Consider the following 20749-nt stretch of genomic DNA (forward strand, 5'->3'; position numbering starts at 1 on the left):
TTGGTGGAATACACGCCATGTTAACCTGAGGTACGTATGATCAAGTTATCGCTGCTGAGCGTTTTTGTGCCGACTTTTCTCATGGTTTCCCTGACCCCCGGGTTATGTATGACCTTGGCCATGGTGTTAGGCATGACGCAAGGCGTGCGTCGCGCCCTATGGATGATGCTGGGTGAGCTGGCCGGCGTTGGTGTGGTAGCCATAGCCGCTGGTGCGGGCATGGCGGCCGTTATGTTGCGCTACCCCGATTTTTTCACCTTATTCAAATGGGTGGGTGGGGCTTATCTTGTCTATCTGGGTCTTATGATGTGGCGCTCTCGGGGGCGCATGGCTATTCCTGATATGAACGCCAGTGGTAATCTGGGTAGACAAGCCAGTCGAAGCACGCTGGCGATGCAGGGCTTTGTTACTGCCATTGCTAACCCCAAAGGCTGGGCTTTCTTCATCGCCTTGCTTCCTCCTTTTCTGGACACCTCTCGGCCACTGGCTCTACAGCTTGCCGTGTTGGTTGCGATAATTTTGACTATTGAATTTGGGGCTTTGTTGGTCTACGCGACAGGCGGGCAAGCGCTGCGCCATGTGCTTGGCAAGAGTCGTAATGTGCGTTTACTCAATCGTATTGCCGGTAGCATGATGGTTGGTGTTGGCCTGTGGCTGGCAATTGGCTGAGCATGCTGCCCACAGCCGCTCGTGGCTGTTAGACTGTGCCGCTTTGTGGTGACTGTGGAGACGATATGCTGGCGCTATGGGTGGAACAGCTGCTGGAATTTGCCTCTGGCGCTTTGGCTGAAATTCGTAAAACCGAACGTTATCCAGACTTAGTGTCATGGGCTCGGCTGCAGGGTGCCGGAGTGATGGACGGTGGGGCGACGACGGCGCAAGCATTGGCGCCTGAGCTGTGGTCGCAGACCCCACTGGAGCGGCTGAATTTTGCTTGTGAACCACTGGCTCGCCCTGGCCCCACTGAGCCATGCTGGTGTGACTCAGGGCGCAGAACTCGAGACTGCTGTGCTACGGTTGAGCTGCTGGGTGGCGTGCCGGAGCACTTGATGTGGATGCTGTCGTTGCGCGAATGGAAGGGGCCTGTCCTTAAAGCGGCGTTGCACAGTGGTTTAGCGCCTGCTCAGGCGTTGCTTGAAGCTGGCTTGATTGAAGCGGAGATCGGCCAGAGTGGACGAGCCCAGCAAATGTTGGAGTCCCTGTTTCATTCGCCAGACTGGTCGGCATTGCCTGAACAGTGCGAGCCAGCATTTGAGATGCTGATTGACCTTTATCAGGAGCGCGGCTTCCACCGTAAGCGAGAAGCGCTACTTTCCGAAGTGCTGCAACATGGCCCATTGTTCTTACGTGGTGTGGCCCTTGAGCGGTTGTGCCTGCTGTATCTCGACAGTGATGATCTTGACAGTGCCCGAGATGCTTTTGTGCGTGCTCAACAAACCTTGCCTGATTCACCGACCTTAGCTTACCTGGAAGCCATGTTACTGCTGCACGAAGGCAATGAGCCGATGGCCATTGAGCGTTCGCGCTTTTGGTTTAGGCGACTGTCTCGTCAGGGTGAGTTGGAGGCAGGGCAGCTCCAGTTTCTTGCTGACTTAGCAGAAGATCCCGCAGCAACTTTGGCCGAGCAGCTCTTGTATGCAGAGGAGACGTTAGCTGAGCCATTGGAGGCGTTTCAGGAGCTGTTGAAGCACTTGCCAGAGCCGCCGTCGTTGAATTTCAAGCGTGGTGATAACGGTGCGGTGATTTATCAAGCCAGCCAGCAGGAGGTCGTGTTTTTCTCGGAATTTCAGACGCTCTTCATCGCACAGCTTGAGGACGATGGTCTGATGAATTTTGATCAGGACCCTTGGTTATTTGCTGGCGACTGGTTGCCGGCGCTATGCGCGCATCCTGAATGGCTTGCTGTGCCTAATGTGCTGCAGTCATTGATTATGGCGTTAACCAGCCGGTTTGGTAGTTTGCCGTGGATGGTGCCGAGTTTGCTGGAGCCTTTATCAGCGTATCTTGAAGTATGGTTGGATCAGGCGTACATGTGCTACCAGCCAGCTGAAAATAAACAGTCCTGTCAGCTGGATTGGGAAGACGGCGATAATGCCGTGCTATTGGGAGCAGGCTTGACGCTGGTGGTAGGGATGGAGCGTGGTGCCCAGGGGCGCTCTCGTCGTCTGGCAGAGGTGCTCATGTCGTTAGATGAGCAGGATGCGCTTGGGTTGCGAGAGCTGGTGTTGGATCAGTTGCTACGGGCAGGCCGCGATCAAGAGGCTTTGGCGCTCAGTGAAAAAGCGTTGGCTCAAACGGCTGAGCAGGGTGCTGATGATGCGGCTTTGCTTGGAGTGCTGATGGGGCAAGTGTTAGCACTCTATCGGCTGGGCCGTAAACAGGAAGCCAGTGAAACGTTGGACAATGTTCGGCGGCATAACCCATATACGCTGCCAGCACTGTGTGCCGAGAACTTGCCGCCAATAACTCAAGCCACGACAACTCCTGGCTCGCGAGGTGAGGCTCGTCAGTACTGCGCTTTGATGCGCGATCAGTGGCGAACCACTCCCCATGCGCTTGAGTGGCTGGCTAGCCAGGACGCCGACAGGTAGGTTTGTTTGGGTGTGTTACGGCTCTCTTGGTTAAGCGTGTTAGTTGTTAGTTTGCTGTGTGCCAAACAGTTCACGGTCACGGCTCAGCCAGATAGCCATCAGCACGGCTGGAATGCCCAGGAGTGACGCGATAATAAAAAAACTCATGTAGCCATAAGAGGCTACCACCAGGCCGCCAAAGCCACTGAGGAATTTACCGAGCAGCGTCATTAAGGAAGAAAAGAGCGCAAATTGGGTGGCGGTGTAGGCGCGTGAGGTTAGGCTGGATAGAAACGCGATAAATACCGCACTGGCTAAGCCGTTACTCAGGTTGTCACCGGTAATTGTTAAAATCAGTAGAAGTGTCTTGATAGTGACGTCAAATATCCCCTCTAGCAGTGGCCAGCTTGCCAGTCCGAAAAACAGTTGATTAAGGCTCATCGTTGTCCACTCTGCCCCGCCAACCTGCGCTAAAAATGCAAAAACCAAATTCGTCAAGGCGGTGGCAGTGGCACCAGCGATCAGCAGTGGGGCTATACCGTAACGAGCCACCAGCACACCGCCAACCAAGCCGCCAGCCAGAGTCATCAGCAGGCCAAACACTTTAGTAATACTGGCGATATTATCCAGTGAATAGCCGAGATCTACATATAAAGGATAGGCCATAGACGCCATAGCAAGATCGCTGATGCGATAGATCGCTATAAATATCAGAATTGCCAGCGCTTTAGTGCCATGGCGAGTAAAGAAGTCAATGAACGGGCAGGCGACTGCACCGATAAACCATGCGACTAATCGGCGACGCCAGCGCGAGTGATGGTGGCTGGAGCGTAAGTAACGGCGTACCAGAGGTTCATTGAGAAGGCGTACTTCCTGAGTGGCTCTGGCTGGCTCAGGGCGCAGCAGCACGGTGATAATGCCGATGCCGATGCAGGCCGCCATTGTTAAATAGGCTAGCTGCCAGCTACTGCTATCGGCAATATAGAGTGCTCCTGCTCCAGCCATAATCAAACCGCCGCGATAACCGACGATGTAGATGGAAGCCATGGCCGCTTGCAGGTTTTCGTGGGCTGACTCGATGCGAAACGCATCGATGGCAATATCTTGGGTTGCCGAACCGAAAGCCACCATTAGCGCAAAGAGGGCGACAGTTGAAAGATTACCTGCAGGAGTCAGAGTGGAGAGGCCAAAGAGCCCTCCAGCAATCAACAGCTGACCTGCTAGCATCCAGCTGCGGCGCTTGCCAAGTCGGCGTGTTAGCAGGGGCAGCTTGAGGTTGTCGATCACGGGGGCCCAGAAAAACTTGATGGAATACAGCAGCCCAACCCAAGAGAAGAAGCCAATGGCGGCAATATCGACGCCGCTGGTGCGTAACCAGGTCGTCAGCGTTGAAAACACCAGCAAAAAGGGTAAGCCCGCCGAGAAACCAAGAAATAGCATGGTAATAACGGGCGCTTTGAAGTAGACCTTCAGTGCGCTCCGCCAGCTTGGCTTGGTACTAGAGGGCAACATGTTAGCTCCTTGTTGAGGTCAAACGTCCGTGTTCAGATACCGTGATTGTTAGACACGGGCGATAATTGCTGGCCGATCAGTGTGTAACAGGTGGTAAAATGAGTGGTCGCATAGGGTCGTGCCGCAACAGGATTGTTGCAGAGCGCGCCAAACGATACCAGCCGGATATTTAGACAGGGAGTTTCATGAGCGATCAGCCGATAAATTCTGGTGGTGGCGGCGAGAGTAGTGACGAGCTTCGCTGGTATGTGATTCAGTGCAAGGGAGGTGAGTCTTTTCGTGCTGCTGAGCATTTGGCTAATCAGCAGTTTGAGGTGTTTCACCCCGTACTTCAGGTGCAGAAGAAACGCCGTGACAAGCTGGTGTGGCTTGATGAGCCCCTGTTTCCTTATTATGTCTTTATCCGCTTAAGCACTCTGGCGAGTAACTGGCGGCCAATACGCTCCACGAGAGGTGTGCTTAAGCTGCTGACATTTGGTGACAGTTTGCCACTATCGGTCAGTGATGAGCTGATAGCAACGCTGCGTGATCATGCGAGTTGTGATGACGAGTCTGCCGCCCATGTTTACTTCCGAGCGGGAGATAAGGTGGATATCATGGAAGGCCCCTTCAAGAATTTGCAGGCACTGTTTGAACGGCATAAAGGCGAGGAGCGGGCTATTGTTTTGCTTAATATGTTGCATAAGCCGCAGCGACTTGAAATGCCGTTAGCTCAGCTGCGTCGTGAAAACTAAGTTATTCATTCTTCGATCAGGAAACGCTGCATGAATATTGCCCCACAGCGTATTGCTACGCTGCACTATGTATTAAGTGATCAGCATGGACAGGTACTTGATAACTCTCGTGAACGGCAGCAACCCCTTGAATACCTGCATGGCCATGACAACCTGATGGCTGGGCTGGAGCGCGCTCTGGAAGGCAGGGCAGCCGGTGATACATTGCGGGTGACGTTGATGCCTGCTGAGGCGTATGGCTTACGCAATGAGTTATTGGTACGGCGTGTTGCGAGAAGTGCGTTTCCTGTTGCAGATTTGGCACCAGGTATGCGCTTTCAGACGCCTGGCGATGCCGGGCCTGAAATTGTTTCGGTACTAGAAGTGGACGAGCATGAGGTGTTGGTGGACACCAACCACCCACTAGCAGGGCAAACGCTGAAATACGCGATGGAAATACTGAGTGTGCGCGATGCGACGCGGGCTGAGCTGGCCAAGGGACATCCATTACCTCCTGGCACTCAAGCGTCAGATGTTGAAGACAAAAAAATGTTATAGATGCTGATTCAGCTCTTTCTTTCGAAGAAAATGAGTTGACGTCTTTTAGGTCGGTTTAGAAATTGACCTGCATCATTTTTTTAACATGTTAGCCGTTACCTCCCCTGAGAGGGATCCCATTGTTGATCCAGGTCATTATTGCTGCTCGGCCCTAACGTTAATCTGTTGTTAACTTGAGATTAGCGAAGAGGGTGACGACATGTATATGGATGATGCAGTAATCTTCGGGTTGGTCACTGTCGGCTTAATGATTACTTTTTTAGTGGGATGGGTTGGTTTTATTGTTATGGACCACCGCAAGAACAACGCAGGAAAGTAAATCAATCATCGAGCAGCTTTCTTTGTTGAACCGTTGTCAGGGGAGGGGGAATTTCCCCCATTTTGCCGGCCTTTTAGGCCGGCTTTTTTGTGTGCTGTTGTGAGGAAAGCCGTTATTATGGCTATCGATATGGCGTAGGCTGGATGATTGACCACAACGGGAGGATTGAGTGCCACAATGTGACTCCCCTGAAAACGCAGCGCAGCGCAGCGTTATTTCAGGTACTGCTATTACACCTTTTATGACGCTGGCCTGCCCGCTGGATGGCAGTGTATTGCACAAAAGTGCAAACGTATGGCGCTGTGAGGCTGGGCATAGTTTCGACATCGCTCGTCAGGGCTATGCGAACCTGTTGCCGGTGCAGCATAAACGCTCAGCCGACCCAGGTGATAGCAAAACGATGGTGGCAGCACGCCAGCGTTTTCTGGCAGCAGGCCATTATCAGCCAGTTGCTGATGCGGCTTGTCGGTTGGTGCTCCAAAATAGTACTGCAGCGCTACCATTAAGCTGCTTAGATGCGGGTTGTGGTGAAGGTTACTACCTGCGAGCATTGGCGGAAGCGACACGGGGGCGACAACGTCTCGCGCTGATGGGGCTGGATATCTCCAAGTGGGCCGTTTTGGCCGCTGCAAAGCAGGAAAAGTGTGCTACTTGGGTTGTTGGCAGCAATGCCAACCTGCCTGTGCAGACAAGCACCCTTGACCGACTGCTATGCATGTTTGGTTTTCCTGTCTACCATGAATTTGCGCGAGTACTAAAGCCTGGCGGACTGTTATTGAAAGTAGATGCTGGGTCGAATCATCTGCGTGAGTTGCGAGAAATTATTTATCCCACGTTAAAACCTGATCGTATTGAAGAGGCGCCTGTTCCAGACGGGTTTACTCACTTTTCCAGTGAGACTGTTCGCTATTCGCTGAGGCTTAACGATAGGCAGCAAATTGCCGATCTACTGGCAATGACGCCGCACCTATATCGTGCTAACGCCGAGGGTCGAGAAAAGCTTGCCGCGCGTGAGTCGCTGACAGTTAGCGTGGATGTGCGGCTGACGTGCTTGGTGAGATCTCCTTGTTAGCTGACGTGGCATCCGTGAAATCACCCTGAAGCGTCTGCTTGGTGTTTTTTGGTAGGAACAAACTTAGCCCAGTGGTATCTGAAACGCTGTATCAGGAAAAGTGCTTCGAGATCCAATGAGTTGAAGCCAAAGCCATAGGAGGTAGCTCATGAGTTATAGTGAAGAATATACGCCACCAGCCGTCTGGACTTGGGAAAAAGCGAACGGCGGTGCTTTCGCGAGTACTAATCGCCCAATTGCGGGGGCGACTCATGAACAGTCGCTGCCAGTGGGTCAGCATCCTTTTCAGCTGTATTCCATGGGAACACCCAATGGGGTAAAGGTTACGGTGATGTTTGAGGAGCTGCTGGCGCTAGGCCACAGTGCGGCTGAGTATGATGCTTGGCTGATTCGTATTGGAGAAGGAGATCAGTTCGGTAGCGGTTTTGTTGAGATTAATCCTAACTCCAAGATTCCAGCACTAGTGGACCACAGCACCGATGAGCCGACACGAGTGTTTGAGTCGGGCGCAATTCTGTTGTATTTGGCTGAAAAATTCGGTGAACTCCTGCCAAGTGAGCCTTCAGCACGTACTGAGGTGTTGAACTGGTTGTTCTGGCAGATGGGTAGCGCACCGTACTTGGGTGGTGGTTTCGGGCATTTTTATGCGTATGCGCCAGTCAAGATTGAGTATGCGATTGATCGCTTCGCCATGGAAACCAAGCGTCAGCTTGATGTGCTTGACCGGCGCTTGGCCGAGACGCCTTATCTAGGGGGTGACGACTACTCCATTGCTGATATTGCCGTGTGGTCCTGGTACGGCCAGTTAGTGTTGGGTCGGCTTTACGAGAGCGGAGAGTTTCTGCAGGTGCAGGAATATAAGCACCTGCAACGCTGGGCTAAAGATATTGACGCCCGGCCCGCGGTACAGCGAGGGCGGATGGTTAACCGAACGTTCGGAGAACCTGACACTCAGCTGCATGAGCGTCATGATGCCAGCGACTTTGCGCTGAAAACTCAGAACATCGTTGGCTGATTAATGACTCTTTTTTGAACAGAATGTTATGAACCGCACTTTTTGAGAAGTACGCTCTGAACAGTGCATTTCGAAAGTAATCTGTGACAGTGTGTTATTTAAGCCTGAGTACTGCGTTTGCAGGCCCAGGCTTTTTTCATGTTTGGAGTTATTAGTAGTTGAGCCGTCTTAACTTGTCGTTTTCCTTGGTGGTGTGTCGTTGCAGACTATTTGCTAGGTAACAAGAGGCTTTTCGTCTTAGCTATCGCGTGGTGTACTAGTCAAAGCAAGCAAAGTATTACGCTGGGAGATGTGGATAAAATAAGAAAGATAAAACCGTAACGCACAGGTATGTGCTGAGGAATGCTCAGGAGTGAGCGATAGGGAGGGGGCGTGAACACTATTCTGATTGGTAAAGGGGAATTCCCTGTTCACTTAATGGGGCGTTATGGTAATCGCCACGGGCTGATTGCCGGGGCAACGGGCACCGGTAAGACCATCTCGTTGTTGGTGCTGGCAGAAGGTTTTTCGCGCATGGGTGTGCCAGTATTTATGGCTGATGTGAAAGGTGATGCCGCAGGACTGGCTCAGCCGGGTGAGACCAACGAAAAAATTACCCAGCGCGTCAATGAGACAGGTGTTGAAAACTATGCCGGCGAAGCAAGTCCAGTGGTGCTCTGGGATCTGTATGGAAAGCTTGGTCATCCTGTGCGCACTACCATCAGCGAAATGGGCCCTAGCTTATTAGTGCATGTGCTGGCACTAAACGATGTTCAGGCAGGCGTTATGGAGGTTGCCTTCAGCTTGGCTGATGACCAGGGGCTGTTGTTGCTTGATCTCGATGATTTGCGGGCGGTGCTGAGCTTTGTGGCAGAAAACCGTAAGGAAATATCGGCCCAATATGGTTTAGTTAGTGCACAGTCTATTGCTGCCATTCAGCGCGCACTTCTACGTTTTGAACGTGATGGCGGCGAACAGCTGTTTGGCGAGCCCGCACTTGAGCTTGCCGACTTAATGCGCACTGACATGACGGGGCGAGGTGTCATTAATATTCTTGCCGCTCATCAGTTGATTCTTAATCCACGGTTATATTCTGGGTTCTTATTGTGGCTGCTTTCAGAGCTGTTCGAGAGCCTGCCAGAAGTTGGTGATCTTGATAAGCCTCGGCTGGTGTTCTTTTTCGATGAGGCGCATCTGCTGTTTGATGGTGCGCCAGCAGCGCTGAAGCAGCGCGTTGAGCAAGTGGTGCGGCTGATCCGCTCCAAGGGTGTGGGAGTCTATTTCTGTTCACAGTTCCCTGACGACATGCCTGATGAGGTACTTGGGCAGTTGGGGAACCGTGTACAGCATGCGCTGCGGGCGTTTACACCGCGCGATCAGAAAGCGGTGAAAGCCGCAGCAGATACCTTTGTACCCAACCCGCGCTTGGATGTGGCAAGCGTGATTGCTCAGCTTGGTGTGGGTGAGGCGCTGGTTTCAACACTGGCCGAAAAGGGCGTGCCGCAGCCTGTTCAGCGTACTCTGGTGTGCCCGCCGCGCTGTCGCATGGGAACACTCAGCGATGATGAGCGAGCGGCAGTGCGGGCGCGTAGTCCTGTCGGTGCCAAGTATGACATGCCGATAAACCGTGAATCTGCCTATGAAATGTTGAATCGGCGTACTGCTGAAAAAGTCGAGGTAACGGCTCCTGTTGCCAAAAAAACCGCAGAGCCAGCACAGGTGCCGTCTGTAGGAGAGCGTTTGAGCGATATGCTATGGGGTGATGGACGACGCCAGGGAGTCGCTGAGGCCATGATTAAGTCAGCGGCGCGTACGGCAGGAAACAGATTAGGTAAGCAGATATTGCGTGGTATTTTAGGTGGTATTCTGGGGTCAGGGAAACGTTGATGAGGATGTGCCTCACGCGACTCATACCTATGATTCATACTCGAGGTGAAAGATGACGGAATACCCGTTAGAAGGCTCTTGTCAGTGCGGTGGGGTGACGTATCGGTTATTGGAAGCGCCCCTGAAAGTGATCGTTTGCCACTGCAATGCGTGTCAGAAATTATCAACCAGTGCATTTAGTATTACGGCGATGGTCAGGGCGAGTGCGTTGGAATGTGATGGCGAGATGAAGGAGTGGCAACGCCCGTCTGACAGTGGAAATATCAATGCAGCGAAGTTTTGCCCTACTTGTGGCAACCGGATTTACCACTTTAATCCGGCCGACCCCAGTATGCTCAAGCTCAAACCCGCTAGTCTGTCAGATACCCATATTATTCAACCGACAGCGCATGTATGGGTCAGTGAAAAGCAAGATTGGTATGATTTGCCTGAGGGTGTTGAGGTGTTTGAAAAAGGGCCGCGCTGAACGTTAGTTGATAGTAGTGTGTACGCTGGCGGAGTGCGATGGTGAGACAACAACGTGGAGCGAGGTGGTATGCGAGCAAAAGGTAAGGTGGTTCACTGGGATGACGACGGAGGCTTAGGCTTTGTCGAAGACTCAGAGAGTGGGGAGCGAGTATTTATGCATAGTAAAGCCGTGGCCCAACAAGGTCGGCGGCCAAGACTCGGCGATACGGTTTCCTACCGGCTTTCTCAGGACGCTAAAGGCAGGCTCAGGGCAGACAACGTCAGGTATACCGATCGACAGGGTAAGCTGGCGTCGATTAGGGCAGCCATCGCCACTCTGCCTGAGATCTTTGGTGTGCTGTTTGTCGTTGCGCTCGTAGGGCTGGGCATCTGGGGGCGGGTGCCTTGGGTTGTTGTCATTGCTTATGCTGTTGTTAGCGTTGTGGCCTTTATCACCTATGGGTTGGATAAGCGCTTGGCGCGTAAAGGCAAGCGTCGAATCGCTGAGTCAACGTTGCTGCTGCTGGCCCTGCTTTGTGGTTGGCCGGGGGCGTTGGCAGCGCAGCGGGTGTTTCGCCACAAAACCAGCAAACGCAGTTTTCAGGTGAGTTTCTGGGTGATGGTGGCCGTTAATGTGGCCATATTCAGTTACTTTACTGGAATTGGCAATTTCGGCTGGCTGAGCCAGCCGTGGTCGTCGGTGGGTTAATGAAGTGATTCTGCGTGGCTCAGCTGTGGTTGTTGGTGATTAATCGGCTATTACCAGCTGGTCATTTTCAATGCGCCCTGTGGCACCATAGCGCCAAGGGCGATTGAGCAGTCCATGGCCAATGGGTAAGTTATTGAATAGCGGAATATTTAGTGGAGCCACCGTTTCGGCCACAATATCTTCCAGGTGGCTGTTACGGTAAGGCGTGCAGCCTTCAAAGGTGCCCAGGCAGACCGCGGCGGCCTGGCGTAGCCCACCACTGTGAACCAGCTGCCATAATGCACGTTCCAGCCGGTAGTGCGGCTCTCCCACATCCTCAAGGATGACCAGCGCAGCCGGTGGCGCGTCGAAAGCCACCGGAGTGCCCACCATGCTGGCAAGCGTCATCAAGTTTCCTCCGACGACCGGGCCTTGCAGTGGTTGCTCTGTTATTGCCTCTGCTGACACTGCATGACGAGTCAGTGGATAGCTTCGCAAAGCCCCTTGAGTACTGCTCTGTGGTGCGGTGCTCTGAATCAGCGCAAGAGTTTCATTAAGCTGATGATGGATGGTCTGGCGGTCGTTAAGAGAGGCATCAAACAACCCGCCAGCCGCTTTGACGACAGGACCATGAATGGCCGGAATGCCGTGCAAATACCAGTGATGCAGTAAGACGGTAATATCAGAAAAGCCAACTAATGGCTTGGGATGCCGTGATAGCCGCTTCCAGTCGATACCCTCGATCAGCTGGGCCGCCCCGTAGCCGCCACGCATTGCCCAAACGGCTTGAGTGTCGGGGTCGTCGTAAGCGGCATGCAGCTGTGCCAGCCGTTGTTCTTTGCTGCTGGCCAGATAGCGCTGGGGGGACTGAAGTGGGGCGTTGTAACGCACATCTATGCCCAGCGACTCCAGGCCGCGTATGCCCGCATCTACGGTGTCCTGAAGGGTAAACGACGACGGGGCAATCAGGCTGATGGCGAGTGACATGGTATAAATGATCCGTAACAGAAGTGAGCATTAAGCGGTGAAAGCCGCAAGGATGACATGCTCAGGCAGGGCGTGCACCTGTCGCCAGTCAATACACAGTAAAGCAAGCTCGGGGTGAAATGATGCAGATGCTGGTACAGCCTCATGAGCTTACAGAGTTGGTGAGCCGTGAGCCGGCAGTATTGGTGTTGTTTGGTGGCCGCCATTGTGGTGTCTGCCGAGCCATTAAGCCACAGCTTGACGCCATGTTAGCTGAACACTTTCCTCGAATGGTCGCCGCGTATGTAGACTGCCAGAATGAGGCATCGTCACTGTGTGCTCAGCAGCATGTGTTTTCGTTGCCGGTTGTCAAACTGTGGTTTGACGACCGGCCTTTTGCTGAGTTCGTGCGTGTTTTTTCGCTTGGTGATATACGCGCTGCGATTACGCGCCCTTACGATGTCATGATGACCTCGCATTCACTAAAAGGTTGAGGGGCTGCTGCACGTTCAACTCTGCATATGCCTCATTATTTATGCGTTAAGCGCAGTAATCGTAGACCGTTGGCAACCACTAGGAGGCTAGCTCCCATATCCGCAAATACCGCCATCCATAAGGTAGCCATGCCAGCAAAGGCTAATCCCATGAACACCGCCTTGATTCCAAGGGCAAAAACAATATTCTGAATGAGCACTTGGCGTGTGGCGCGCGAGAAGCGAATGAACGTAGGTAGTTTGCGAAGGTCGTCGTCCATCAGTGCAACATCAGCAGTTTCAATGGCCACATCGCTGCCTGCGACGCCCATAGCGAAACCAATATCAGCGCTGGCCAAGGCGGGAGCGTCGTTAATGCCATCACCTACCATACCAGTCACACCTTGATGGGAGTGTTCTTTGATGGCGCGTAACTTATCTTCTGGCAATAGCTCGCCGCGAGCCTCGTCAATTCCGGCTTCTTTGGCGATAGCAGCTACGGCGTTGCTGTTATCGCCGCTGAGCATCAAGGTTTTTACGCCTTGCTGATGAAGCGCTGTAATCGCGGCCACGCTGGTTTGGCGTAGAGGGTCTCGCACCGCAAATAGCGCCAGGACTTGGTGTGCGTTGCCTAACATTACTACGCTGGCGCCATTGTGCTGCATGCTGTCAATATGTGCCTGTACCTGGGACATGTCGGCACTTGCGCACTGCGCCTCACGTAAGCGACGATTTCCCAGCCATAATGTTTCGCCATTAATGCGGGCACTGATGCCCATGCCCGGGTGTTCTTGACTCTCCTGGGGCTGCAGAGCGCTTAGTGTGCTCTGGTTGTCGGAAGCGCTGGAAAGCGCTTGGTGGATAGACAGCGAAACAGGATGGTTTGAGCCTCCTGCGAGCGCTATGGCTTGCTGGGCAATTGCTACGCGCTGTGCATCGCTGATGGTGCCAAGCGCTACCCAGTTATTGAGAACGGGTTCGCCGCGGGTTAGGGTGCCGGTTTTATCCAGTGCCAACCACTTGAGCCGATGCCCCTGCTCTAAAAAGCGTCCGCCTTTGATTAAAATACCCGCGCGAGCGGCAGCTGACAGTCCGCTGACCACACTGACAGGCGTAGAGATAACCAGTGCACAGGGGCAGGCAATGACCAGCAAGACCAGCGCACGATAGACGCCCTCAACCCAGGAACTGGTAAATAGTAACGGCCAGGCAAGCGCCGTTAGCACGGCGATGCCGAATACGAGAGGGGTGTAGATGGCTGCGAAGCGATCGATAAAGCGCTGGGTTGGCGCACGGCTAGCCTGAGCCTGCTCAACCGAATAAATGATGCGTGCGAGAGTGGTGTCGTTCGCCTGGCGAGTGGCGCGGTAGTCCATTTCGCCGAGCTGGTTGAGTGTGCCAGCAAACACGGGGTCGCCTGGGCCTTTGTCGCGAGGCAGGCTTTCGCCGGTGATGGGCGCTTCATTGAGCGTTGTTTGGCCGCGCACAATGTCGCCATCTAATGCGAGGCGTTCGCCAGCGCGGACTCGCACCAGTTCACCTATCTTGACCTCGCTAGCATCAACGTCTTCCCAAGTTCCGGCGGCAGTCTGGCGGCGAGCTTGAGTCGGCGCCGTACCAAGTAGGTCGCGTATGGCGTTACGGGCACGCTCCAGTGAGTGCGCCTCGATACGCTCTGCTAACGTAAACAGCACCATGACCATGGCGGCTTCCGTCCAATGGCCGATAAGCAGTGCGCCGGTGACGGCGACACTCATTAACGCATTAATGTTGAGGGTGCGGTGGCGAATGGCCAGCCAGCCCTTGTGCCAAGTTGGTAAGCCAACCATGACAATAGCGCTCAAGGCGAGAGCCGGCGCAATAATAACCGCGCCAACTCCGGCGGTGTCGGGCATGAACGCATCAAATAGCTCAGCCGCTAATGCCATCAGCCCAGCGATGACTAGCTTGCCCCAACGTTTAGTCGGTGTTTCCCTGGAAGGTTCGTCTTGGGTATCTAAGGGGTGAGGTGTCATGCCTGTAGATGTAATGCGCCGAATAATGTCGTCTGTATCGGCTGCGTGATGATGAATGCTCAGCACCTTGCCCATCAGGTCAAATTCCAGCGCCGTTACGCCGGAGACACTACCCAGCGCTTTGCGAAGCACGGTTTCTTCGGTTGGGCAGCACATTTCCTCAATACGTAGACGCAGCGTTTCACCACTTTGTGGTGCTGAAGAAGGTTGGGACTCAACAGGTTTTTGCTCACTGGTGGCATGGCCTGAGCAGCAAGGGGCTTGCGACATGATGAACTCCACAATGAAATTGTCTGGCACTGACCTCATTTCACACCCTATAGTAAGTGTAGAGTCAAGCGGCTGAGGAGTAAGATAGTGAAGATAGGTGAGTTAGCGCAGCGTAGCGATTGCCAGGTGGTAACTATTCGTTATTACGAGCGAGAGGGGCTGTTGCCTGAACCGATGCGCAGCGAGGCAAATTATCGTATTTACAATGAAACTCATGCCCAGCGTTTGGCGTTTATTCGTCACTGTCGAGCACTGGACATGACTCTTGAGGAGATTCGAGCGCTGCTGATATTGCAGGAGCATCCTGAGCGTTCCTGCTCAGCAGTTAATGGAATGATTGATGAGCATTTGGCGCATGTCACCACGCGTATTGCTCAGTTGGAAAAGCTGGAACAGTCGTTGGTTGAGTTACGCGCACGATGTGTTGGAGGGGCGGTGACGAGTGAGTGCGGTATTTTGGATGCGTTGAAACAGCTACCTCAACCTGAACTTGGCGAAGCGAGTGAGGCAGAACACATTGCGGGCACTCATCCGCTGCATCAGTAAGTGGTTACGTTTCAGTGTGTCACTAAACGGCCCCAGGCGTGGTGCCTGAGGCCGCTTGACTGATGCGTTGAGTGTTCGGGCAGTATTGATTGGCTGCCGATCACTTATTCGCCAAAGTAAGTGGTGTAAATTTCTTCATAGGTGCCGTTATCCTTCAGCGTTACCAGTGCTTCGTTGAAAGCATTGGCTAGGTCTTCGTCACGCTGGCGGAATGCCATGCCGAAACCGTCGCCGAAGTACTCCTTAGGCTCGGTAATCTGTTCTCCTATGACGCGATAGTTGCCAGCATCACTGTCGAGTAGCGTAGATTTGCCGATGGGGTAGTCGAGGAAAACGATATCCAGGCGGCCAGAGTCCATGTCCAGCACCATGTCGTCGGCGGTGGCATAGCGGTTGATGTCAGCGACATCGCCGTATAGATCTGTGGCGTAATTGTCTTGCAGAGTACCGCGCTGCACACCGACGGTCATGCCTTTGAGGGCATCGGTGTCGGGTGTTTCGACGGCGCTATCAGCCGGGCCGAACCAAGCTGACGGCGGTGTGATGTACGGGTCAGAGAACAGTACTTTCTCGCGGCGTTGGTCGTTGATGGTCATCGAGGACATGATGACATCATACTTTCGCGCCATTAGCCCTGGGATGATGCCGTCCCAGCCTTGGACGACCCATTCGCACTGGATACCGACTTCAGCGCATAAGGCGTTACCCAAGTCGATATCGAAACCGGTGAGTTCACCGTCAGGCGTGCGATATTCCATGGGCTCGTAAGGCACGTCTACAGCAATGCGGATATCGCGAACTTCAGCGTTGGCTGTGGCCGCGACCATCGCTGTTCCCAGTACACCTAAGCTCAATATTTTTTTGAAAGTCATGAAGTCTTCCCTTTTTGTTGGCTCATATTGTTAGCTCATGCCACCGCTCTGGTGACGACTCGTCCAGCATAGCCGATGCGTGAACTTGCTGAAAGCATTCAAACAAACGTTAGTTTTTGGTTGTGGCTTATGTCAAAAATGCGCTTATCCTGTTGCTGGCTTTAGGTGTGCCAGCAGTTTTTTCTCTAGGTAACGGAAGAAATAGAGAATGGCAAATGTTAGGCACAGATAGATGGCGGCGGCGAAGAAGAAGGCATCAAAGGGCGCATAGAAGCGAGCGTAGACGAAGCGTGCTGCGCCAGTCAGGTCCATGATGGTGACAACGCTAGCGATAGCGCTGGCATGCAACATGAAGATTACTTCATTGCCATAAGCGGGCAGGGCACGACGGAAAGCGCTGGGCATAACGATACGACGCATCATCAATCGCTGGCTCATACCGTAGGCACGAGCGGCCTCAATTTCACCTTTGGGGGTGGACTTGATAGCTCCTCGGAAAATCTCTGTGGTATAGGCTGCCGTATTTAATGTGAACGCAACGAGTGCGGGGACGAAAGGCTTTTCGAGAATCAGCCACAGCCAAGTGTCCTGAATGCCATCAACGAAGACGACGCCGTAGTAAATCAGGTACAACTGGACCAGTAACGGCGTGCCACGAAACACATAACAAAAGAAAAAGATGGGTAGCCGAATCCAGGCGCGTTTAGCTCCTCGGCCAATTGACAGCGGTATGGCAAGCACTAAGCCTATCAGCAGCGACAAAAATACCAGCTGCACAGTAGTAACAAGCCCTTCGCCGTAGTAGCCCAGCGTTTGCAGAGTAAAAATACTGTTGCCTGCCAGCAGTTGCTCGAGCCCGTTCATCAGAGCATCCATTAGTTCGCCTCCGCATGGCCGGTGTCGTAGTGCTTTTGCAGTCGCGCAAAGCCCCACTCAGAAACGCTGGCAATCAGCAGATAAACAATGCCTACGATAATCATGAAGGTGAATGGCTCGCGGGTAGCTTTGGAGGCTTCGGCGGCTACGCGCACCATGTCAGACAGGCCAATCACTGACACCAGAGCTGTGGTCTTGAGTAGTACCATCCAGTTATTAGATAGCCCCGGCAAAGCATGGCGCATCATTAGTGGGAAGCGGATGCGCCGAAAAACTAACGACTGGGTCATGCCATAGGCGCGACCAGCTTCAATTTGCCCGCTATCAACAGCGAGAAAAGCACCGCGAAAGGTTTCGCCCATGTAAGCACCAAAGATCAACCCAATGGTGAAGACGCCAGCAACGAATTCGTTGATGTTGATAAAAATATCAATATTGAACTGATCGTAAAGCCAGTCGGTAATCATGTTGATGCCAATCTGTCCGCCGAAGAACAGTAGCATCATGAGCACCAAGTCTGGCACGCCACGAATAATCGTGGTGTAAAGCGTGCCAACACGATGCAGCAACCAGCTGCGCGACATCTTGGCACTGGCAGTAAGCAGGCCAAGGAAAATGGCTAGAATCAGTGAAAGTACCGCAAGCTCAATGGTGACCAGGGCACCTTCCAGCAGCCGCGGACCGTAGCCGTGTAGATCGATCATCGGGATCTCCTTGTCGGCAGGTTCAATTCTTGGGAGCTAGGAATTGTTTGAGTCGTTCAGAGCTGGGGTTGCCCAACACTTGGGCCGGCGGGCCAGCTTCTTCCACTTGGCCTTGGTGCAAATAAACCACTTGAGTGGATACATCGCGGGCAAAGGCCATTTCGTGGGTTACCAAAATCATGGTGCGGCCTTCTTCGGCGAGACCTCTGATGACTTTGAGTACTTCGCCGACCAGCTCGGGGTCGAGTGCTGACGTGGGCTCATCAAACAGCATTACGTCAGGGTCCATCGCCAAAGCACGAGCAATGGCTCCACGTTGCTGCTGACCACCAGACATTTGTGCCGGGTAGTAGTCAGCACGGTCGCTTAGGCCGACACGTTCAAGCAGCTCACGCGCATGTTCGATAGCCTGTTTTTTCGGTTTGCCCAGGACATGCACTGGTGCCTCAATAATGTTTTCCAGCAGCGTCATGTGAGCCCATAGATTAAAGCCCTGAAACACCATGGATAGTTTGGCGCGCATGGCTACTACCTGGTTCCAGTCGGCGGGCTCGCGGCCGTGTCGGGTTTGTTTGAAGCGAATGGGTTCACCGTGGATGATGAGCTCACCATCGTCCGGCTGTTCCAGCAGGTTCATGCAGCGTAAAAAGGTACTTTTTCCAGAGCCTGACGCACCAATGAGTGTGATAACGTCGCTTTTTTGTGCTTGCAGGGATAACCCTTTCAGAACTTCGGTGTCGCCGAAGCGCTTGGTGATATTGCGCACTTCCAGTGGGATCGGGGTGTCAGCCATGGGTTAAGGTTTCCAGTGCAGAGAAGGGCCTAGTCGTCGGTATCGGGGCGTTGTTTATGCGCAAAGGGCCGGCGACAAGACGTGAAAGCGGGGCGATTCTATCAGGACTGACAATTGACAGCAGAGAGAATTCGGCGAAACGGTAGGGTGGAGAGGTTTCCCCCTAGCAGAGTGTGTCCTTGTCATTGCGATGCTCCGTGATTGTTTTTATAAGGGCTTTTTTATAAGGGCTGCTTTATATCAATGGCCTGCTTAATTAGGCATGTTTCCATAGTCAATCCTCGGCGGGGGATGTTGTTGCGCTCACCAGAAGGGCTGCCCGGGCGTTAATTTCTACGTTGGCATTGGGAAAAACCACGCGCAGCGGATGGTCGCCAACAATAAAGGCGCCGGCCTTAGCATCTTCAGCTAATTGGGTACCTGGGGGAAACTCGCTGAAGTTGGGTGTGTCATTGGCAAAGCACAGCCGAAAATCGTCACATTGACGTATCAGTTCGTGCTCCACTCGGAAAAAACTCATTGCGCTCAGAGGGCCCTGAGCAGGTTCGCGCCCCTCAATTAGTGCATCCAGTAGCTCACCCATTGGGGATAGTGGCGCCAGATGATTTTCGCCAAAGGGGAGGGCCTGGCCCAGCTCTAACGTAAACGCTTGAGCGCCATGGTAATACTTCGAGTAATGAGAAAACGTCCAGCTGTGCTCATGCTGGTGCAGTACGGCCTGAATATCGGCACCCGCTAGCCATTGCCATTGACAATAATGTGTTGGTGTCTCTGCAAAGGGTTCAACAGCAAACCTAGGGTATTGGCTATCACGAATCGCGGTATGCAGGTCATAGTGCAAGCGGGGGCTGTTTGAGTGACGTTCATAGAAGGCATCAACAGCGTGCATTAATAGACGAGCACGGTCAGCCTCATCTCCAGTAATATCGAGGCCGCGTTGGAACAGGCGGTTTAGGTTGGTTTCAACAAAACGTGTGCCAGCCTGAATCGCGGCCAAGTTGCCTAGTATCACTAGAACGGGCGCACCAAGGCGTAACAACCCGGCCTCTAAGCGCGCAAGAGTTTCACCCATAAGCTCAATAGGGGCTGTTTCATTACCGTGGATACCGATGGAAATTACGCAGGCGGGTACTTGGTGTTCAGGGTGCAGTTCAGTATTAGCAACTGGTGAATCAGGCAATAGTTCAAGCAGCCCTGGGCCCAGCAGACGATAGTGGCCACCGCAAAGCTGTCTTCGGCGTTCTTTTTGATGAGATTCCGTGGTGCCTGAATCCACATTATTTGCCAAACTGCGCTCCAGCCATTCAGCGAGCATTGGTGTTATCTCCATAAAGCGGCTATATCGCGTGATATCATGACACAACCTGTTCTCACGCTACCCTCTATTTATCTACCTTCTCCATAGAAAGCGTTCTACTCAAGCCCTGCTGTCGGCTGGATATAACTGATGGGTGCGACGCTGTAACTTTTGCTGGGGTCAAGCGTTGAGTCGGCCCAGGGTGAGGCCGAGGCTCGAATATGCTGATACTGTTTAAGTCATGATACTGATATCAGAGGGTTACCATGAATGATCAAGTCGGGCACGCCCATCGCCTTAACGCACATTATGATGCACTAGCCGAAGCGCGTGGTGATAGTTTGCGCCAGCGTTTGCGTGATGCTTTCCAGCAGGCGCGGTGTGACCCTGATCAGCTCACGCTAGATGACAGTGCCGGTATCGACCAGTTACATCTAGGCGGACGCCGTGCCAGCCGCTCTTTGGCTCGGCGGGGGGCATTTCGCGCGGGTATGCGTGTGCTGGATGTTGGGTGTGGCACGGGGGGGGCCAGCCGCCTGTTGGCTGACGAATATGGCGTTGAGGTCATCGGTGTTGATATCACTGCGGCGTTTATTGAGGTGGCTAACTGGCTGAGTCAAGCCACTGGCCTTGAGCATAGCACGCGTTTTTTATGTGCTGATGCAGCAAAGGTGCCACTGGCTGATGGCTCGGTAGAGACGATTTGGTGTCAGCATGCATTGATGAATATGCCGAAGGTGAGTGACGTGTTGGCGGAATGGTGGCGCTTGCTCGCCCCGGGAGGACAAGTTCTGTTACACGAGGTCGTGTCGGGTGATAACCCAGCCCCGCTGGAGTTGCCAGTGCCTTGGGCGAGACGTGCCGATACCAGCCATCTGGTTTCTCGTGCCGACCTAGCGGCAATGTTGGCCGAAGCAGGTTTTGTGGTGGAGGGGCTCGAGGATGTAACCGCCACTGCGCTAGACTGGCGGCGTAAGCATGGGCGGCGAGAGTTAGGCGGAGATCCTCGCGCTGCCACCCCAGCGCCGCTAGCCAGCTTGCCAGGGCCAAGCATTATTTTTGGCGATGATTTTGCGATAATGGGTCAAAATCTTGTCGCCAACCTGTCTGATGACCGAGTGCGAATTATTGAAGGGGTCTGGCGCAAGGGGTAATACCGACAGGAAACTAGGCGACA

At 53.4% G+C, this 20749-nt stretch carries 21 protein-coding genes; 13 read left to right on the forward strand and 8 right to left on the reverse strand.

The annotated features are described in order from the left end of the window. The first annotated feature begins 36 nt into the window (after window positions 1–36). The gene (locus H616_RS0110630; RefSeq protein ID WP_027967345.1) at window positions 37–669 is read left to right on the forward strand and encodes a LysE family translocator; all 633 of its coding nucleotides are present in this window, start codon (window positions 37–39) and stop codon (window positions 667–669) included. 65 nt (window positions 670–734) lie between these two features. Continuing rightward, window positions 735–2591 (forward strand): tetratricopeptide repeat protein, encoded by a 1857-nt coding sequence (locus tag H616_RS0110635; protein ID WP_027967346.1) that lies wholly within the window; start codon window positions 735–737, stop codon window positions 2589–2591. A gap of 39 nt (window positions 2592–2630) precedes the next feature. On the opposite strand, the gene H616_RS0110640 is transcribed toward H616_RS0110635, so the two are convergent. Further along, on the reverse strand, window positions 2631–4082 hold the full coding sequence (locus H616_RS0110640) for an AmpG family muropeptide MFS transporter (RefSeq protein WP_027967347.1): 1452 nt from the start codon (window positions 4080–4082) through the stop codon (window positions 2631–2633). 185 nt (window positions 4083–4267) lie between these two features. On the opposite strand from H616_RS0110640, the gene rfaH reads away from it, so the two are divergent. The 8 genes from rfaH (at window position 4268) to H616_RS14800 (ending at window position 10781) form a co-directional block, all read left to right on the forward strand. Continuing rightward, a complete protein-coding gene (rfaH, locus tag H616_RS0110645; protein ID WP_027967348.1) occupies window positions 4268–4816 on the forward strand; it encodes a transcription/translation regulatory transformer protein RfaH in 549 nt (182 codons plus the stop codon). A gap of 30 nt (window positions 4817–4846) precedes the next feature. Next, window positions 4847–5353: an FKBP-type peptidyl-prolyl cis-trans isomerase gene (locus tag H616_RS0110650; RefSeq protein WP_027967349.1), complete on the forward strand. Its 507-nt coding sequence runs from the start codon at window positions 4847–4849 to the stop codon at window positions 5351–5353. 205 nt (window positions 5354–5558) lie between these two features. After that, window positions 5559–5672 carry a cytochrome c oxidase subunit CcoM gene (ccoM, locus tag H616_RS15765; protein ID WP_276195492.1) on the forward strand — a complete coding sequence of 38 codons (114 nt, stop codon included), beginning with the start codon at window positions 5559–5561 and terminating at the stop codon, window positions 5670–5672. Window positions 5673–5913: 241 nt separating this feature from the next. Continuing rightward, entirely contained in the window at window positions 5914–6744 is an 831-nt protein-coding gene (locus H616_RS0110660) for a putative RNA methyltransferase (RefSeq protein WP_035573119.1), read from the forward strand. Window positions 6745–6892: 148 nt separating this feature from the next. Beyond that, window positions 6893–7759 carry a glutathione-dependent disulfide-bond oxidoreductase gene (gene yghU, locus H616_RS0110665; protein WP_027967351.1) on the forward strand — a complete coding sequence of 289 codons (867 nt, stop codon included), beginning with the start codon at window positions 6893–6895 and terminating at the stop codon, window positions 7757–7759. A 372-nt stretch (window positions 7760–8131) separates the two neighbouring features. Then, window positions 8132–9625, forward strand: coding sequence for a helicase HerA-like domain-containing protein (locus H616_RS0110670; protein WP_027967352.1), 1494 nt, complete (start codon window positions 8132–8134; stop codon window positions 9623–9625). Window positions 9626–9677: 52 nt separating this feature from the next. Continuing rightward, entirely contained in the window at window positions 9678–10091 is a 414-nt protein-coding gene (locus H616_RS0110675; protein ID WP_027967353.1) for a GFA family protein, read from the forward strand. A gap of 69 nt (window positions 10092–10160) precedes the next feature. Further along, the gene (locus H616_RS14800; RefSeq protein ID WP_051234226.1) at window positions 10161–10781 is read left to right on the forward strand and encodes a DUF1294 domain-containing protein; all 621 of its coding nucleotides are present in this window, start codon (window positions 10161–10163) and stop codon (window positions 10779–10781) included. A 39-nt stretch (window positions 10782–10820) separates the two neighbouring features. Here H616_RS14800 and H616_RS0110685 read toward each other — a convergent pair whose 3' ends face one another. Further along, window positions 10821–11747, reverse strand: a complete 927-nt coding sequence (locus H616_RS0110685) for an LD-carboxypeptidase (RefSeq protein WP_035573015.1) — start codon at window positions 11745–11747, stop codon at window positions 10821–10823. Between the two features lie 122 nt (window positions 11748–11869). Here H616_RS0110685 and H616_RS0110690 point away from each other — a divergent pair, with 122 nt between their 5' ends. Beyond that, window positions 11870–12220 carry a thioredoxin family protein gene (locus H616_RS0110690; protein ID WP_027967355.1) on the forward strand — a complete coding sequence of 117 codons (351 nt, stop codon included), beginning with the start codon at window positions 11870–11872 and terminating at the stop codon, window positions 12218–12220. 35 nt (window positions 12221–12255) lie between these two features. Here the strand turns inward: H616_RS0110690 and H616_RS0110695 are convergent, their stop codons facing one another. Beyond that, a complete protein-coding gene (locus H616_RS0110695; protein ID WP_084155848.1) occupies window positions 12256–14484 on the reverse strand; it encodes a heavy metal translocating P-type ATPase in 2229 nt (742 codons plus the stop codon). A gap of 87 nt (window positions 14485–14571) precedes the next feature. Here H616_RS0110695 and cadR point away from each other — a divergent pair, with 87 nt between their 5' ends. Further along, on the forward strand, window positions 14572–15030 hold the full coding sequence (cadR, locus tag H616_RS0110700) for a Cd(II)/Pb(II)-responsive transcriptional regulator (RefSeq protein ID WP_027967357.1): 459 nt from the start codon (window positions 14572–14574) through the stop codon (window positions 15028–15030). Between the two features lie 104 nt (window positions 15031–15134). On the opposite strand, the gene H616_RS0110705 is transcribed toward cadR, so the two are convergent. The 5 genes from H616_RS0110705 to H616_RS0110725 form a co-directional block, all read right to left on the reverse strand. Beyond that, the gene (locus H616_RS0110705) at window positions 15135–15902 is read right to left on the reverse strand and encodes a transporter substrate-binding domain-containing protein (RefSeq protein ID WP_027967358.1); all 768 of its coding nucleotides are present in this window, start codon (window positions 15900–15902) and stop codon (window positions 15135–15137) included. A gap of 144 nt (window positions 15903–16046) precedes the next feature. After that, a complete protein-coding gene (locus H616_RS0110710; protein ID WP_027967359.1) occupies window positions 16047–16778 on the reverse strand; it encodes an ABC transporter permease in 732 nt (243 codons plus the stop codon). Next, window positions 16778–17482, reverse strand: a complete 705-nt coding sequence (locus H616_RS0110715) for an ABC transporter permease (protein WP_027967360.1) — start codon at window positions 17480–17482, stop codon at window positions 16778–16780. Before H616_RS0110715 ends, H616_RS0110710 begins: the two co-directional genes overlap by 1 nt. 22 nt (window positions 17483–17504) lie before the next feature. Next, complete coding sequence (locus H616_RS0110720) at window positions 17505–18275, reverse strand: ABC transporter ATP-binding protein (RefSeq protein WP_027967361.1); 771 nt, start codon at window positions 18273–18275, stop codon at window positions 17505–17507. A gap of 274 nt (window positions 18276–18549) precedes the next feature. After that, a complete protein-coding gene (locus tag H616_RS0110725) occupies window positions 18550–19590 on the reverse strand; it encodes a succinylglutamate desuccinylase (protein WP_027967362.1) in 1041 nt (346 codons plus the stop codon). Between the two features lie 248 nt (window positions 19591–19838). Between H616_RS0110725 and H616_RS0110730 the strand changes: the two genes are divergently transcribed. Further along, window positions 19839–20726: a class I SAM-dependent methyltransferase gene (locus tag H616_RS0110730; RefSeq protein WP_027967363.1), complete on the forward strand. Its 888-nt coding sequence runs from the start codon at window positions 19839–19841 to the stop codon at window positions 20724–20726. The last annotated feature ends 23 nt before the right edge of the window (window positions 20727–20749 follow it).

The sequence above is a fragment of the Halomonas halocynthiae DSM 14573 genome, assembly GCF_000425725.1.
GTDB classification, from domain to species: Bacteria; Pseudomonadota; Gammaproteobacteria; order Pseudomonadales; family Halomonadaceae; genus Halomonas; species Halomonas halocynthiae.